Raw genomic sequence first — 16097 nt, 5'->3', positions numbered from 1 at the left:
CATAAAGCCACTTATTGCTACCGCTCTGCTTTCGCATTGAAAAATGTTATCAAAGCTACATTTTTGCACAATATAATGATGGCTAAGACTTCAAATTTATCACTATATATTAGTGTGAAATGCCAATAGAAAATACGATGAGCAAAGGAGATCAACCCCTCGTTTTGAAAAAGAGCTATACTTTTTGATTTGTCACCTTGATGTCATTGACATAATAGTATTTCAACAACATGCCAATATCCCCATTTGTAGATGGGGATATTGGTTTTTTATTGTCATCCATACAAATGTATTTATTTTATAAGCAAATACTTGACGAGTAAAGTAAACTGTTATATATTAAATAAAAATAAAATAAACTGTTATAAAACAGTTTTAGTTAGAGGAGGAATTTTTATGTCAAAGTATCGTGATGGCTATGAATTTTATTGTGAAATGTGTGAACGTTATGGATTAGAACCAATCTCTTTCCGTTATTATGTATTACAGTTATCTCAACAGCAACTTTCTGCTTATAACATGCAAGCCAAGCAATTAGGCGTTTAAGGATGTGATTATTACGGAAGCCGATGTGAATATTTTATGAAAAGCCCAGCCATACTTAATTCATATGGACTGGGCTTTAAAATTGTTGAAAGAAATATCAGATAATTCATTGACTTGAGAGTGCATCTGTTATATATTATTTTAAAAATAATATTTCTGTTATAGAACAATAAAATTATTTTAACAAGCTGCATAATTGAAAGGAAGTTATTAGGATGACAGATTATCGAGAAGGCTATGAATTTTATAAACAAGTATGTGAGAAACATGGTCTTGAACCAATTAATTTTCATTATTATATTTTAAATTTATCTCAGGAGCAATTAGATGCATACAATGAGCAAGCCAAAGCATTGGGAGGCCGAATAGAATATGAAATCTCTTAGATCATGAAATGCCTTACTGCCTGTATGTGACAGTAAGGCATTTTTTGAATGTAACATAAAAGAAGAATTTATTTAAGTATCGTAAAATTAACATCAAAATCATATATTCTAAAGAAAAAAAGCCTAAAGATAACATAACATATAGTTCTATAGTAATGTATATCTTTAAAATAAGAGAAACTATGTATGTTTAATACACCTAAATTTTGTCGATTTCCTTGAAATTTATCAAATCTAGATTTGAATGTTTTTGATATTTGGGTTGAATTAACTGCTTTTCTAGGACTATAATATAATTACATAAAAAAGGGCACTATACCACAACTTTATACCTCGCAATGATAAAGCAAAAGTACCAAACCCTTCTTATTTTAATGAACGGAGAATGAAAATGATGAATATCACGCCTAGTAGTATCAATCAAGTTAACTACAGTTTGAAAGAATTACAAGATATTTTTTCAGCCATGAATAGTTCAATCATCGTAGCGATTACAGACCGAACTGGAAAAATTACTTTTGTTAATGATCATTTTTGCAAAATATCAAAATATACGCGTGAAGAATTATTAGGCCAGGATCACCGTTTGCTTAATTCGGGCTTCCATCCAAAATCTTTCTTCAGAGAAATGTGGAAAACAATCGGTAAGGGGAATATGTGGAATGGAGAGGTATGTAATCGCGCAAAGGATGGTAGCTTGTATTGGGTAAAAACGACGATTATACCGTTCCTTGATGATAATGGAAAGCCATATCAATATATTGCTATACGAGTAGATATTACTGCTCAAAAGGATATAAAAAAAATTACACATATTGCTTATCACGATGAATTAACAGGTCTACCAAACCGTCGTAAATTAGAGCAACGTTTAGAAAATGAATTCCATCAATCTCGACGTACAGAAGAAAAGTTTGCGTTGTTTTTCATTGATGTGAATCGTTTTAAAAACATTAACGATGAACTTGGTCATATTATCGGAGATATGTTTTTAGTAGAGATGGCGAATCGCCTGCGAAATATTGATCATACATCTAATTCCTTCTACCGTCACAATAGTGATGAATTTGTAATGATTCTGAATGATGTTTGCCGCATTGAGGAAATGGCCAAGGAAATCATGGGTGTATTTAATGATAGCTTTATTGTCGATACGTATGAATTCTATGCAAGCATTAGTATGGGCATTAGTATTTTCCCAGATCACGCAAGTTCTATTGAAGAGCTATTAAAAAATGCTGATATTGCTATGTATGCAGCAAAATCTACACGCGGCAATCAATACCGCTTGTATCGTCCAAATATGGAAGAGGCAAATGATAAATGGCTATTACTCGAAACAAAATTACATCAAGCATTAAAAAAGGATATTTTAGAACTACATTATCAACCAAAAATTGATTTAAAAACAGATAAAGTGATAGGAATGGAGGCATTACTACGCTGGTATGATCCTGATTTAGGTCAAATGCCACCTGACCGCTTTATTCCTTTCGCAGAGGAATGTGGACTTATTAATGATATCGGTGTTTGGGTATTACGAAAAGCATCCGCGCAAGCACGTGCATGGAACGAAAACTACCATTTAAACTTACGAGTGGCTGTCAATATTTCTCCTATCCATATCAGTACAACAGGATTTGTCGAAATGGTTCGAGACGTTATTGCAGAAACAGGAATAAATCCACATTTATTAGAAATTGAAATTACAGAAATGAGCATGTTGGATTACACAGAGGATTTAATTGATACAATTAAGCAATTAAGAGCCCTGGGAATAACGATTTCATTAGATGATTTCGGAACTGGTTATTCATCGCTAAATTACTTAAAGAAATTCCCTGTAGATGTTTTAAAAATAGATCGTGCATTTGTCCGTGATATTGTCCCAGAAAAATCAGGAATTGCCATGATTTCCGCGATGATTTCTTTAGCTCATGCACTAAACCTTGAGGTAGTAGCAGAGGGTGTAGAGGAAGAAGCTGAGTTAAAAGTGCTTCGTGAGCATGGCTGTGAATACGTACAGGGCTATTATTTCAGTAAACCACTATCCGTAGAAGATTTCACAAAACTGATTAATGATAGTGTATCAGTGAATAAATCAGATTTTTAAGTAAAATGATTGATATTTTTTAACTGTTTTGCTAAAGTTATTGAAAATATACAATTGATGATGTGGCCAAGTAAGAAAGAATTGTGAACCAGAAAATATAGCAGCTGCTGAGAGCTATATCACCGCTTCTTATCTGAAAACCTACCACGGAGATGTTATGCACAAACATAACCGAATCGTTTTCGTTACCAAACGTTAAAGGGTTTTAAGTTTTAAAACTTAAAACTAAATTAAAGGTGGTACCACGTCTATCCAGCACAAAGACGTCCTTGTTCAGAGGACAGCTTTGTGCTTTTTATCTTCATTCAGCAAAAGTTTTTTGTATCGAAAGCATAGTGGCAGATGTTTTATGCGCGTAAGCATAGTGACAGTGGCAGATACAGAAGACTCCCTCCTCTACAGGTGGTGAAATGAAGATAAAGCCTCCGGCGGATGTCACGGATTTTCAAAGGAATGAATTGTACAAGCGCAATTCAAAATCCGGACACATTGTTTATCTGTGCGAAAGCGAAGCGACAGCAACAATTACGCCAAGGCGAAATTGATTTTATAAAAATGGGGGAAAATAAACATGTCAAAACAACTAGAAGATTTTTCAAAATGGTATATCGAAACCATCCAAAAAGCAGATTTAATGGATTATACACCGGTTCGTGGCTGTATTGCCTTTAAACCGGATGGCTATGAAATTTGGGAGCATATTCAAGAGGAAATGGACCGTCGTTTTAAAGAAACAGGACATCGTAATGCCTATTTTCCAATGTTAATTCCTGAATCCTTTTTCCAAAAAGAAAAGGATCATATTGAAGGATTCTCACCTGAGCTTCCTTGGGTGACAGAGGCTGCTGGTGAGCAATTAGAAGAACGCTTAGCGCTTCGCCCAACGTCAGAAACGATGATTGGCCATCTTTACTCAAATTGGATTAAAAGCTACCGTGACCTGCCAGTCCTTATTAATCAATGGGCAAATGTCTTCCGCTGGGAAAAGAAAACACTTCCTTTTATTCGTACATCTGAATTTCTATGGCAGGAGGGACATACGGCCCACGTAGATGAAGAAGATGCTCGTAAGGAAACGATGCAAATGCTAGAGATTTATAAGGAGGTTGTGGAGCAAGTATTAGCGATTCCTGTCTATGATGGACAAAAAACACCTTCTGAACGGTTTGCAGGGGCTGTTGATACGTATTCAATTGAAGCTATGATGAAAAATGGCAAGGCAGTTCAAGCTGGTACATCCCATTATTTAGGTACAAAATTTGCTGAAGCCTTTAATATTAAGTATTTAAATAGAGCAAACCAGCACGAATATGTACACACAACTTCTTGGGGTACATCTACTCGTTTAATTGGTTCTGTCATTATGGTGCATGGTGATGAGCAAGGTCTTATTTTACCGCCAAAAATTGCTCCAACCCAAGTAGTATTGATTCCAGTTGGTCCATGGAAAAAGAATCCTCAAATTCTGGAGCATCTGGATAAGATGTTTGCAACACTAAAAGCGAAAGGTATCCGAGTACGTCTTGATGATTCAGACCAATCACCAGGCTTTAAGTTTAATGAATGGGAGCTAAAAGGTGTTCCAGTTCGTATTGAATTAGGACCTCGTGACCTTGAAAACAATCAAGCTCTACTGAAAGCACGTGATGAAGAAGGTAAACGAACAATCGATTTAGCTAATGTCATTACAGCCATTGAAGAAGAACTAACAACAATGCAAACCCGTTTACTCGAAAAAGCACGTCAATTCCGTGAGGCAAACGCTCATACAACGATTGACACTCTACTACAATTACAACAGCACATTAAAACAGCCAAAGATAACGGCACTATTCCAGGCTGGGTTCTTGCTGGATGGTGTGGGAATGATGCATGCGAGGAAAAAGTGAAAGAAGAGACAAAATATACGACTCGTAATATTCCATTTAATCCACCGACAACAAAGACTTCTTGTATTTGCTGTGGAAACGAGGCAAAGCATACGGTTTGGTTTGCCCAAGCATATTAAAAGGCTGTGCCCCAAACACCCTCTTATGAAAAACGAATAAGAGGGTGTTTTATTACATAACTTTGGATTGATAGCCTTCCAACAGACACTAATACACTTCATCTCCATCAAATCAAATAATGCTAATTTTTGGTTATGAATATTCACAAAATATAGTACGATAAATGTGTCTTATCAAAAAAGAGTATCGTCTAAAAAAGGAGATTAAAAATGGTTCATCTCTATTTATCTGATTTATTAACCCGCTGTAATTATAATGTCAATAGAACTATACTTATTCGCCATTCTTTAAAGCATGAACGATTTATTAAAGCGTATCGTGACGGCTTTCTACGGGAATATACACAAAAACAAATGCCCGATTTTTATGCTGCCTATGATCATGTCATTGTCTTTTCAGCGGATGAAGGTACGACAGCGAAATACTTAACATCGTATGAAGTAAGACATGGGACATCACCACTCGTAGCCCCTGATTGCTCACCGTTTTTGCTAGAACCTTATAAAGGTGAAATTATGCATCCTTTGTTCGAAGTCCCAAATGACCCATTACAGCCCTATGAAAATAAATTATTTATTGAATGGGGCAAGGCAGCCGTGAGATGGTATCAAAAGGCCACCAATGATAAATTCGTTACTCAGCTCGTCAACACGAGTCAATTTGTCTTTCCAGGATACGAAAATGTATTGTTAACGTTTCAAGAGCTAAAACAAATCATTGATAATCCTCAACCATATGCTGATTGGCATATCGCATTAAGCGCAATCAATGCCATTTACGCCATAACAGACCGTTCTAACGGAAAAATTTATATTGGTTCCTCCTACAATAAAAATGGCATACTCGGTCGTTGGTCAGAGTATGCCTCGACAATCAATGGAGGCAATCTAGCATTTGAGCAGCTATGTCAACAAAACGCTAATGCACATTTGCAGTTCCAATATACGATTTTAAAGGTATTACCAAAAGATATCACTGCATTAGAAGCCATCGAGGTCGAAAACAATTTTAAACAAAAGCTTCAAACAATTCAGTTTGGTTATAACCATAATTAAAAAGGTAAACCATGGAAATATACTCGAATATCTATATATCATATTTGTTTATATAAAAAATTGAAGAATCTATTTGCAATAACTGAATAAAAAAAGGGGAAAAATTTGAATGGTAGAGATAATCGATTGGAAAAATAGTGCTAAAGGACATAAATTTATAGCTTCCTTTAGTGGAGGAAAGGATAGTGTCCTAGCAATTTATAAGGCATCACAAGTGGGACAAGCGATTGGTCTTATCGTTATGTTGGAGGAAGAGGGGAAACGTTCTAGATCACATGGAATGCCACCTGAGCTTATACGGGCACAAGCTGACTCGATTGGTTTACCTGTCTATACAGCTGAGGCAAGTTGGGCAGATTACGAAAGAGTTTTTTTAGGTCTTTTAGAAAATGCTAAAAATCAAGGGGCAGAAGTATTAGTTACAGGTGATATAGATATGCCTGCACATGGCTGCTGGCATGATGAGGTCACAAAAAAGATTGGATTACAGCTTGGCATGCCATTATGGGAGATGAATCATCGAGAAGTTGTCGATGAGTTTATTCACTTAGGATTTGTTACGATGATTGTCACAGTCAACTTATCATTAGGCATGAAAGTGGAAGATTTAGGACGAGTACTTACACCTGATTATATAAAGGAACTTGAAGCCCGTAACATTGATCCTTGCGGTGAAGGTGGGGAATTCCATACAACCGTCATTGATGGACCTCTTTTTCAATATCCAATTGCTGTTCGGAAATGTCCGATTATTAGTGATAAAGAATACGCATTTTTACCTTTGGAACTTGCATAAAAATGATTTACAATGAAGAGAAAAATATGAGCTCCATTCTAGGATTAATACAAACATTGATGATCATGGCTTTCATCTTTGTGCACAAGGAATGCTCATTTTAAATGCCCTGTCTATGGATCAGCCTTTAAATTATCGCCTTTGCCTTCAGCTTTTGAACGTGTCTTGTATATGGCTACAAAGGCTGGATAGAGTACCGTCAGGAATTTTCCTGACGGCACCCCTTTATGCAGTTTCAAATTGATTCCATTCATTAGATTATTTAAATCTTATTCTATCCTTATTTGTTGGAATTCCATTATTTACTTTTTCCCATGTTCCATTTTTAAATAATTCGTATTGTTCAAAAGCAAGAGGCAATCCGTTTGCATTAGCTATGTCACTACTATCCATAAGTTGAAAATGCAAATGTGGAGCAAATGAGTTACCTGAATGACCAACTCTCCCAATAACTTCACCTTTTTTTACACTTTGACCAACTGAAACCTGAATTGAACCTTTTTGTAGATGGACTAATCCAGCAAATACATTGTCGCCACATTCTATAATGATGTAGTTACCAGCTACTGATTGTATGTCGTCTTTTTTCGGGTCGAAATAATGAGCATTTTTATAAGCGTTAGACATATCAGAAAGCAATTTTGTTCGTGTTCGTTCTTTGTAACCATCCTCTGCTTGGACAATGATTCCGTCGCAAGGAGCATATACTTCTTGCCCCCAACAATAATATTCATCTAAGGGAACCCCAAATAGTAGATATTGCGCCAAACTAACGCGATAGGCGGGCCAGCCCTTTCTTTCCCAATCCACTTGTATAAAGTCATAAGCATATCTTGATCCAAATTGATTTGTACCGTGACTCGGAATTTTTGTCCCTGGAGTGTTAGGAGAGTACCATTCTCCTCTCAAAGGAAACTCTACAATTATCGGCTTACGCGCATCAATCATCTCATATCCCACCTCCGTCAATTCTTTACCTATATTTTTAAAAATAGCCTAGTCCTACAAGAGCAAGTCCCAGTACGATACTGATGCGTATAGGCATTTGTTTTTCTCATGTTAAACGCACATTCCCACTTTATTCATTGCTTGACGTGTAGAATACTTTTCTCAGCTCATCAAAATATCCATCGAGTTTTTCAACAACAAGTTCAAAGTTTATAGCCGGTGATTCTGAATTTCTAATATTCTCTAATATTTCATTAGTAAATCCAACATTAGACCAGAGGATAAATTGTTTACACTTTTCAATATCCAAACCTGCTCTAAACTTAGTTTCATCTATTCCATTAAATAATTTAGGATAACAGCTTGAATGTTCTTCGTATATTCTGTTTTCTAGTATCTTACTAACCTCTTCGGAATTAGTAGGGCGAAAAAGTTTATTAACCTCAAAAACCCAGGGGTACCTTTCCCATAATTTAATCTGCAAATGATACGATTGACGTAATCTGTCAAAAATATCTTTTTCATCATAATTTATCAATTCAAGAAATTCATTTTTGATTAGGTCAGAGAAGAAATCATACATAACAAGAAAAAGCTCCTGCTTGCTACTTACATAGTGGAACATAAGAGCTTTAGAAATTCCAGCTTCTTTTGCGATAACATTTGTTGAAGCGTCGTCATATCCCTTTAATGAAAATTCTTTTAATGCTGCATTTAAAATAGCGTCCCTCCTTTGAGGGCTTAAAGCTAATAACTTTGTCAACATCTGTCACTCCTTAAGTAAGAGAAAAGATTTTACCTATTAGGTTAATTTCAGTATATATATTTTTACCTATAAGGTCAATGTAACCTATGTTGTAGTTTTATTTGCTATGGATAGGCGTACTCATATCCATAGCAAATAAGGAACAGTTTCAATATCCCTTATTATGGGGAAACTAGGTTCTTAATCAAGACAAAACAGCTTAGCTACAGCATTACGTGGGATGAATTGAATAGAAAAAACGATCTTTACACGGATGAAGAAAAGTAAAAAGGATTTAATCTCTGTACTTTTTGCATTTCGAACATAAGTCTTTCAAAGGTATAAAATCAATATCATTTTGTCCAAAATAAAATTGACTAGACACTAAAAGGTGTCATATAATTAAGACACCTTTTAGTGTCCTAATAGAAAGGGTGGTGGTATTGAATAACACTAACCAAGAGCGTGATGTCTATGCAGCAATTGCTGACCCAACACGACGTCAATTGCTAAATTTGTTAGCTAAGGCAGATGAGTTACCGCTACACGAATTAACGGCTCAATTTGAAATGGGGCGTACAGCTGTATCTAAACATTTAGCCATCCTAAAAGAGGCTGGGCTTGTCGTTGCTCGAAAAGAGGGAAGAGAAACCAGATATCGGCTAAATGCTGCTCCGTTGAAAGAAATACAAGATTGGATATCGTTTTACGAAAGATTTTGGAAAGAAAGAATTTCAAAATTACATCTTATATTGGAGGAAAAAAAATGAAACCAGATGTATCATTAGATTTTAATTTTACAAATTCGATTGAACAGGTATGGCATGCCTTAACAGATTCGGATACACTTGCAAAATGGATTTGGAGCAATGATTTTCAGCCAATTGTAGGTCATAAATTTCAGTTCCGAGCTGAGCCAAACGAATGGTGGGATGGCATTGTCGATTGTGAGGTACTTGAAATAGAAGAGCCTCATAAATTATCATATACTTGGACAAGTGCTGGTGAAACTACGACAGTTACTTGGACGTTAACACAAACAGCAGACGGTACTACACAGCTACATCTTGATCAAGGTGGATTTAGTGAAGAAACAAAAGCTCGTCAAGGAGCGATCGAAGGGGCTAAATACGCTTGGACGAATATGAGTTCGCAGCTTGAAAAAGTATTAGCCTAGTTCAAATCAAATTGAAACAAATGAGAGCGCAATTCCTTAGCAAGAATTGTGTTCTTTCTTTTTCTGAAGGGCACTCTTCTAGGATAAGAACTGGACGCACCCTCTTAATTCAGTAAATGGAAGGATAACATAATGAAAATCAATCAACTAATTGCCAACAATATTAACCGTTTAGATGTCATCTTACCAGAGGATCAATCACTAGGAATTGCTGGTTTGTCTGGATCAGGGAAAACTACATTTTGTCAAACAATTGGAGAAGAATCAAAAAAACGCCTTGTTTCTTTATTACCAAAGGCTGAATATCAATATTTATTTTCAGATATTATGGAAACAAATTTCAGTGCCATTAAAATGGAGGACATGCCCTTAGTACTTTTTTTAGGGAAATCATCCATTTCCACAAATCCACGCTCTACTATTGGCACGCATACGGGTGTTTTTAAGGAGATTCGTGATCGACTGGCTGATGAATTTCATCTATCTCCTGAGGTTTTTTCCTTTAATAATGCATTGGGCTGGTGCCCTGCATGTAAAGGGCGAGGTACAACCAAAAATGTAGAATGTAAAAAATGTGGGGGCAAGCGCTATAGTCAGGAGGTAGAACAACATAAAATAACTTTATGGAATGACCAATATAGTATATCTGACATCCACAATTTAAGTATCGAAACGATCTATTCTCTGTCAAAGGAATTAAATATTAGTGAAGAGAAACAACATATTCTTCAAAATATTATCCAGATGAATATTGGCTATTTAACATTAAATCGCATTATGGGGACATTGTCAGGTGGGGAATTAACTAGACTTTACTTAGCAGAATTTATGGCAACGAGCGAAAATACAGTGATTATTGTCGATGAAATCTCCGTTGGTTTAGATCATAATACCTTATTAAAAATTTTAGAACAAATACAGCAATTAGGTTCTAAAAATCAAATTTGGCTTATCGATCATTCGGATACAGTGTTAGACACGGCTGATCAGCCTATATTCTTTGGACCAGGTAGTGGAAAATATGGTGGGAAAATTGTCGAAGATTCCCCTCGACCACAGCCAATCTTTTGGGAACGAAATCAGGCTATGCCAACTACCTTCTATCAATTCCGTGATCTACATTGCCGAAATATTCAAATGGATGAAATAGAAATTCCTCAAAACCGACTGGTGACCTTTACAGGAGAGTCTGGCTGTGGGAAATCCACGCTTGTCAATGAATGTATCGCAAAGGATTTTGTAAAACGCTATCCAAAGGATAAACTAGTAATGGTGGGACAAGATCGCAACCAATCGATTACTAGCCGCTCCACTGTTGCAACCTTCCTCGATATTAAAAGGAAACTGACAAAATATAGTGAGGACATTGAGGATATTTTTCAACGTTCAATTGAGGATATTATTGACGAGCTTCCGAATGAAGATATCGCCCATAAGCGTTTAAGCTTGCTCATTAAGCTTGGACTTGGTTATTTAACGCTGGAAAGAAAAACACAATCCCTATCAACTGGTGAATTCCAATGTGTACATTTAGTGTCAGAGTTGTTTGCGAATTCTCGAAACCCACATACACTCTTTATCTTTGATGAGCCTTCAAAAGGGCTATCTCAAAACATTCTAAATCAATTTATAGATAGTATTAGAGACATCCTACAAGAAGAATCCATCTCCATCATTATGATAGAGCACAATGCCTATATGTTAGAAAGTTCAGATTTTATTGTTGACTTTGGTAAAAGACAGCAGGAACCTGTGACACACCTTGAGGTGGTTAGCCATGAAGACTATTTTAACCAGAAAAACGATACTCGGAACAATGTACCATTACAAATCGCGTCTACGCTTGAGTCAAGAAACGGCATTCAATACTTAGAAAACCATCATATAAGTTATTTTAAAAATGCAGAAAATGTTTACAAGGGCGGCATCTTAAAAAGCTTATCCTCAATGGCCCGTCTTATTTACGGTGAATATGAATCAAACAAGATTGCCCCCGTCATTGCTATTGACCTTGAAAGACATCTGTATAGCCAGTATAGTTTTCTATATGAAATTGGTGGCCTAATCAATCATATTGTCGCTGCACATCCAACGAATAAGGATACAAGGAGCTTCGATTTCTTTAATCAAGAAAATCATTGTCCTAGCTGTTCAGGCCGTTTAGAAATTGAAAAATTTGATTTTGATCTTGTCATTCAAGATAAAAACGTGCCATTTTGGGAGGGATTACTACATCCAGATGTGATGGAGGTCTTAAAATACTATCAACATTCAAAACTGGAGTTCCTCTTTGAAGAAATAAAAAATGAACTTGGTCAAGATATCAGTAAAAGCTACAACGACATGACAGAAGATGAAAAGCATACATTTTTATATGGTTATTGGGATAAGTCTTTTTATGATAAAGCAACGAAATCCTCAAAAAAATGGGAAGGCTTTAATTTTATTATTGGTCGCTATATCGTAATTTCTAAATCAATCATTAAAGAGCAAATGAAAGAAACTAGAGAAATGATGCCTTGCCCAATCTGTCATGGCTCTGTCCTCAACCACCAAAAGAAATTACGATACGTTGATACGGATATCCGTGAAATTATTCATCAACCGATTGATGAAGTCATAAAAACAGTAGGGTCATTACCAGAGCTAGAAAAAATCAAAGCGATCGTTGGAGGAGATATGTCGCTTACAACCGATGTTTCCTTACTACCTAGGGAAACAAAGGTATCATTAAAAATGCTTGAATTAGAGCTGGCAAGCTTTGTCGGTTATGAAATTGTCTTGCAAAACGTGCTACCATTCTGGGACAGTATTAAAGCCAACATTGAAGCAATCAGCAACAAAAATCTAATTACCATCTGTGATTTTGCTACTATTAACGAAACTAGAGAAGCCATTATCGATAAATATTTCACCAATGGAAAATTCAAGAAACTCACGTATGTTTATGAGGCATTTGGCTACAAAAAAATCGTTACGCAAATTAATAAGGTGAAAGCAAGTCATCCATGCCCATTCTGTAAAGGAAAGAAAGTCATTTCAGAAGATAATCTTCATGATGGCGTATTTAAATTATCAGTTCCTTGTGTGAGTTGCGAAGCAAGTGGTATTGACGAAGAGGGACGGAAGGAAACTGTCGATGGTATTGACGTGCAAACTTGGCTAACTGGTACAGTAAATGAGGTTATTACAGAAGGCTCATATCTTGAGGCTGTTGCAGATATTCCTATTTTCAATCGTATCCGAGAGCTGAATAAACAAGAGATGATGGCGATTTATCAATACCTTGAGCAGAATAATTAATCAGGGCAGTAAACTCATTTGTAGTGATGCACTACAAATGAGTTTTTTTGTTGACCATTTTCCAAAGACCGAGCTGCCATCCACAATAACACCTACTTTGCCATCTAATAGCGCATCACAAAACCTATCCGGTCTTTCAGTTAATAGCATCTGTGGGAGGACGGATAAAGAGTTATCATCAATCATTTCAGATAGCACTGCACTGTCGAGTAGCTCATCGAAATTAAGATCTGTGATTCGTTGTCGCAAAGTATTGACCATCTGATCGTTGGCAATTCCATGCATATATAAGAGTGAGACAGAGGTATTGGTGCGTGTGCCAATTTTTAGTTTTTCATTACAAAGGTCGGGACTCATTATGTAGCGACGAATAACAGAAATATTTGTGGAAAGACTCTCATTAAAACCACCCTGTGCACCAATGACTTGTGATTCATTTTCAGGTGCTGCTAAAGCTCTGGATTCTCTATTGGCGATATTGGCTAGCAGTACTTGCGGAAACCCATCTACATGAATAACAACAGAACCATTAACGATAGATTCTATTGTTTCCTTTAGTAGACTGGATATAACAACTTCAGGAATAGAAAGGGTAGCCTCAATTGTATCCGGAGTTTCATGTGGTTTATTCTGTAAATTGCCGATAATATCTTTATTTAAAGTCTGATTGTCAACTAATTTATCGATATAAATAAGCATAAGTTTCGATGGGAGCAGCTTAACAATCAAGTCAGCTGGATTATTCGTAGCATTTTTAATCGACTGAATAAAATGATCTGTCGAATATGCGACCCTCACAAGATTTTCTTTAGGTGCCTCTTTGGCTGGTGATAAAGGCTGTTTAAAATTCATGTGGAATTATAGGCTCCCTTCATTACTAACTTAGTTTATAGAATTGACTTTCGAAGGGCGATCTAAACTTATTTTGTGCATTTTCAAATTGACATCGATAAATGTATATCCTAAAATAGCAGACATTATTTAGTTCTCCTTAACCCGTTGCTAATTAGAAAAAATAGCACAAATCTCTTATGATTCGTGCTATTTTTTGAGAGGGTAGCTTCGACATTTTTTTCTCTATTGAAGGAAGTAAGTATTTGAATCTTTTTTTGCTCTAACTTTAAACGTTATCAACATTAATACAACTAAAATAAATAATAATGCGTAAAATGCAAAGTCAAAAGTGTTTGTTACATCCTTTATAACACCAACAAGCATCGGAATAATGCCACTAATAATATAGCCACCAAATTGAATCATGGCTGTCCATTCGCTTGCTTCTTTTGGAGTTGTCGTTGCGTCTAAAGGTAAAATCATAGCCAATGGGAATAAACCACCAGCACCAATGCCCATTAATGTGGCACAGAAAATGGGTGAAATCCCGCCAGTTATTAATAACAGAATGCCAATAAAAGAACTTAATGCACAAAGGAGCATCCAAGGCTTTCTCTTCACACTATTATTAATTAAGATTGGAATAATAAAGCTACAAATCATTTGCATGACAGAAAAAATGGTAACCGTTGTTGCGGCGTAGGCATCACTATAACCAACGTCCTGTACTTTTGGTGCGAGCCATGTCGCCAGGGAGTAGTAAACACCTGATTGTAAACCAAACAATATCATAAGGAGCCAAACATATCGATTTCCCCAAGGTAATCGGCTTTTTTGACTGACAGATTTCTCTATTGACACTTGAGATTGCTTTGATTTTTTGATAATAGGAATCCAAACAATGATTCCCATAAGTGCGAATACCGACCATATTGCTAAAGCTGCATTCCACGATTGATGAAAAGCATGCATGGCGGGCACGACTAAGCCAGCGCTTAAAGACGCTCCAATTCCCATCCCCGCTGAGTAGACACCAATCATGGTAGATGAATATTTAGGAAATTCCTTTTTGATATAGCCAGAGATCAGTGGGCCTGTAATCGCGATACCTATTCCGCTAAGAATAGCTGTTAGTAATAACAGCAAAGGAAAAGTCGCTACTAAACGTAATGCCGTAGAAACACCAATTAATAAAACGGATAAAGCAATCGTCAGCTCAATACCCCATCTTTCACTTAACTTCCCAGCCAATGGAGCAAAAATCCCCATGCAAAAAACAGGTAGGGCAGTTAGTAAACTTACTACTACACTAGACATCTGTAAATCCATTTGAATATTTTTCAATACTGGCGAGATGGATGTAATGGAAGCCCGTAGATTCATAGAGAGTATAAACAAAGAAAAAATACTCCAAATAATAGTCAGATTTTTTGATTTCGCCATAACTGAAAACACCTCTTTTTGTAAATATGAATGATTGTTTGATATACTATAGTTAACTTTATAAATAAAAAACAAACTATAATTTACCGACTTGTATACTATAATATACTTAATATATGAAGTCAACAGAAGGGGTGCGACACTTTGAATGAGGAAAATATTGACTTATCTAGTCAAGTTGGGCTTAATCTAAGAGAAATTCGAAAAAATAAAAGGATGAGTCTTGATGATTTAGCAAATGTAAGTAGTGTTAGTAAATTGACGTTAGGAAAAATTGAAAGAGGGGAAACGAATCCAACGATCAATATTCTTTGGAAAATATGCAGAGGGCTTAATATTCCACTCGTCTCTTTATTATCATTTAAAGAAAATATAGAAGTGCATAAGTTTGGATCAAATTACCAATTTTTAGGAAATAATAACGATTGGTTTGTCGAGCCATTATTGAATACACATGGAACGGAATGGTATAGAGGTTGCATCGAACCAAATAGTGAGTACAGTGAATGTCACTTAGCGGGATCAGAAGAAATTGTCCTTGTGTTAAATGGGCAATTGGAGATGAAGGTAGGAGAAAAAATTCATCAATTAAATCAATGGGATGTCATTAAATTTAATGGCGAAGAGCTTCACACATACATCAATCGTTCTAACGAAAAAATACATTTGATGCTCTCGTTAAGCTATACAACCCGATAGTTTTGTCATAAAAAAATCGTCCTTACTCATCAAGTAAAGGACG

At 36.0% G+C, this 16097-nt stretch carries 14 protein-coding genes; 10 read left to right on the top strand and 4 right to left on the bottom strand.

Annotation, left to right across the window (positions count from 1 at the left end; all coding sequences use genetic code 11):
• The first annotated feature begins 396 nt into the window (after positions 1 to 396).
• The 6 genes from ACQKIM_RS09435 (at position 397) to ACQKIM_RS09410 (ending at position 6905) form a co-directional block, all read left to right on the top strand.
• Positions 397 to 546, top strand: a complete 150-nt coding sequence (locus ACQKIM_RS09435) for a transcriptional regulator (RefSeq protein WP_283868035.1) — start codon at positions 397 to 399, stop codon at positions 544 to 546.
• Between the two features lie 215 nt (positions 547 to 761).
• Positions 762 to 932 (top strand): transcriptional regulator, encoded by a 171-nt coding sequence (locus ACQKIM_RS09430; RefSeq protein ID WP_427542444.1) that lies wholly within the window; start codon positions 762 to 764, stop codon positions 930 to 932.
• A 391-nt stretch (positions 933 to 1323) separates the two neighbouring features.
• Positions 1324 to 3045 (top strand): putative bifunctional diguanylate cyclase/phosphodiesterase, encoded by a 1722-nt coding sequence (locus ACQKIM_RS09425; protein WP_427542441.1) that lies wholly within the window; start codon positions 1324 to 1326, stop codon positions 3043 to 3045.
• Between the two features lie 571 nt (positions 3046 to 3616).
• Positions 3617 to 5053 carry a proline--tRNA ligase gene (gene proS, locus ACQKIM_RS09420; RefSeq protein ID WP_427542438.1) on the top strand — a complete coding sequence of 479 codons (1437 nt, stop codon included), beginning with the start codon at positions 3617 to 3619 and terminating at the stop codon, positions 5051 to 5053.
• A 210-nt stretch (positions 5054 to 5263) separates the two neighbouring features.
• Positions 5264 to 6109 carry a GIY-YIG nuclease family protein gene (locus tag ACQKIM_RS09415; protein ID WP_427542435.1) on the top strand — a complete coding sequence of 282 codons (846 nt, stop codon included), beginning with the start codon at positions 5264 to 5266 and terminating at the stop codon, positions 6107 to 6109.
• 109 nt (positions 6110 to 6218) lie between these two features.
• On the top strand, positions 6219 to 6905 hold the full coding sequence (locus tag ACQKIM_RS09410) for a diphthine--ammonia ligase (RefSeq protein ID WP_427542432.1): 687 nt from the start codon (positions 6219 to 6221) through the stop codon (positions 6903 to 6905).
• 258 nt (positions 6906 to 7163) lie between these two features.
• On the opposite strand, the gene ACQKIM_RS09405 is transcribed toward ACQKIM_RS09410, so the two are convergent.
• The gene (locus tag ACQKIM_RS09405) at positions 7164 to 7853 is read right to left on the bottom strand and encodes a M23 family metallopeptidase (protein ID WP_427542429.1); all 690 of its coding nucleotides are present in this window, start codon (positions 7851 to 7853) and stop codon (positions 7164 to 7166) included.
• Positions 7854 to 7983: 130 nt separating this feature from the next.
• The gene (locus ACQKIM_RS09400; RefSeq protein ID WP_427542426.1) at positions 7984 to 8616 is read right to left on the bottom strand and encodes a TetR/AcrR family transcriptional regulator; all 633 of its coding nucleotides are present in this window, start codon (positions 8614 to 8616) and stop codon (positions 7984 to 7986) included.
• A 425-nt stretch (positions 8617 to 9041) separates the two neighbouring features.
• On the opposite strand from ACQKIM_RS09400, the gene ACQKIM_RS09395 reads away from it, so the two are divergent.
• The 3 genes from ACQKIM_RS09395 to ACQKIM_RS09385 all read left to right on the top strand — a co-directional run bounded on the left by ACQKIM_RS09395 (position 9042) and on the right by ACQKIM_RS09385 (position 13078).
• Entirely contained in the window at positions 9042 to 9368 is a 327-nt protein-coding gene (locus ACQKIM_RS09395; protein ID WP_427542423.1) for an ArsR/SmtB family transcription factor, read from the top strand.
• A complete protein-coding gene (locus ACQKIM_RS09390) occupies positions 9365 to 9775 on the top strand; it encodes an SRPBCC family protein (protein ID WP_427542420.1) in 411 nt (136 codons plus the stop codon). Before ACQKIM_RS09395 ends, ACQKIM_RS09390 begins: the two co-directional genes overlap by 4 nt.
• A 132-nt stretch (positions 9776 to 9907) precedes the next feature.
• The gene (locus tag ACQKIM_RS09385) at positions 9908 to 13078 is read left to right on the top strand and encodes an ATP-binding cassette domain-containing protein (RefSeq protein WP_427542417.1); all 3171 of its coding nucleotides are present in this window, start codon (positions 9908 to 9910) and stop codon (positions 13076 to 13078) included.
• On the opposite strand, the gene ACQKIM_RS09380 is transcribed toward ACQKIM_RS09385, so the two are convergent.
• Both ACQKIM_RS09380 and ACQKIM_RS09375 read right to left on the bottom strand, forming a co-directional pair.
• Positions 13079 to 13930, bottom strand: coding sequence for a spore germination protein (locus ACQKIM_RS09380; protein ID WP_427542414.1), 852 nt, complete (start codon positions 13928 to 13930; stop codon positions 13079 to 13081).
• A gap of 225 nt (positions 13931 to 14155) precedes the next feature.
• The gene (locus ACQKIM_RS09375) at positions 14156 to 15355 is read right to left on the bottom strand and encodes a CynX/NimT family MFS transporter (RefSeq protein ID WP_427542412.1); all 1200 of its coding nucleotides are present in this window, start codon (positions 15353 to 15355) and stop codon (positions 14156 to 14158) included.
• 144 nt (positions 15356 to 15499) lie between these two features.
• On the opposite strand from ACQKIM_RS09375, the gene ACQKIM_RS09370 reads away from it, so the two are divergent.
• Positions 15500 to 16054, top strand: a complete 555-nt coding sequence (locus ACQKIM_RS09370; protein WP_427542409.1) for a helix-turn-helix domain-containing protein — start codon at positions 15500 to 15502, stop codon at positions 16052 to 16054.
• Positions 16055 to 16097 lie beyond the last annotated feature (43 nt).

The organism is Lysinibacillus sp. NPDC047702 (genome assembly GCF_050272555.1).
Taxonomy (GTDB): domain Bacteria; phylum Bacillota; class Bacilli; order Bacillales_A; family Planococcaceae; genus Lysinibacillus.
This window is presented reverse-complemented; position numbering and strand designations above follow the sequence as displayed.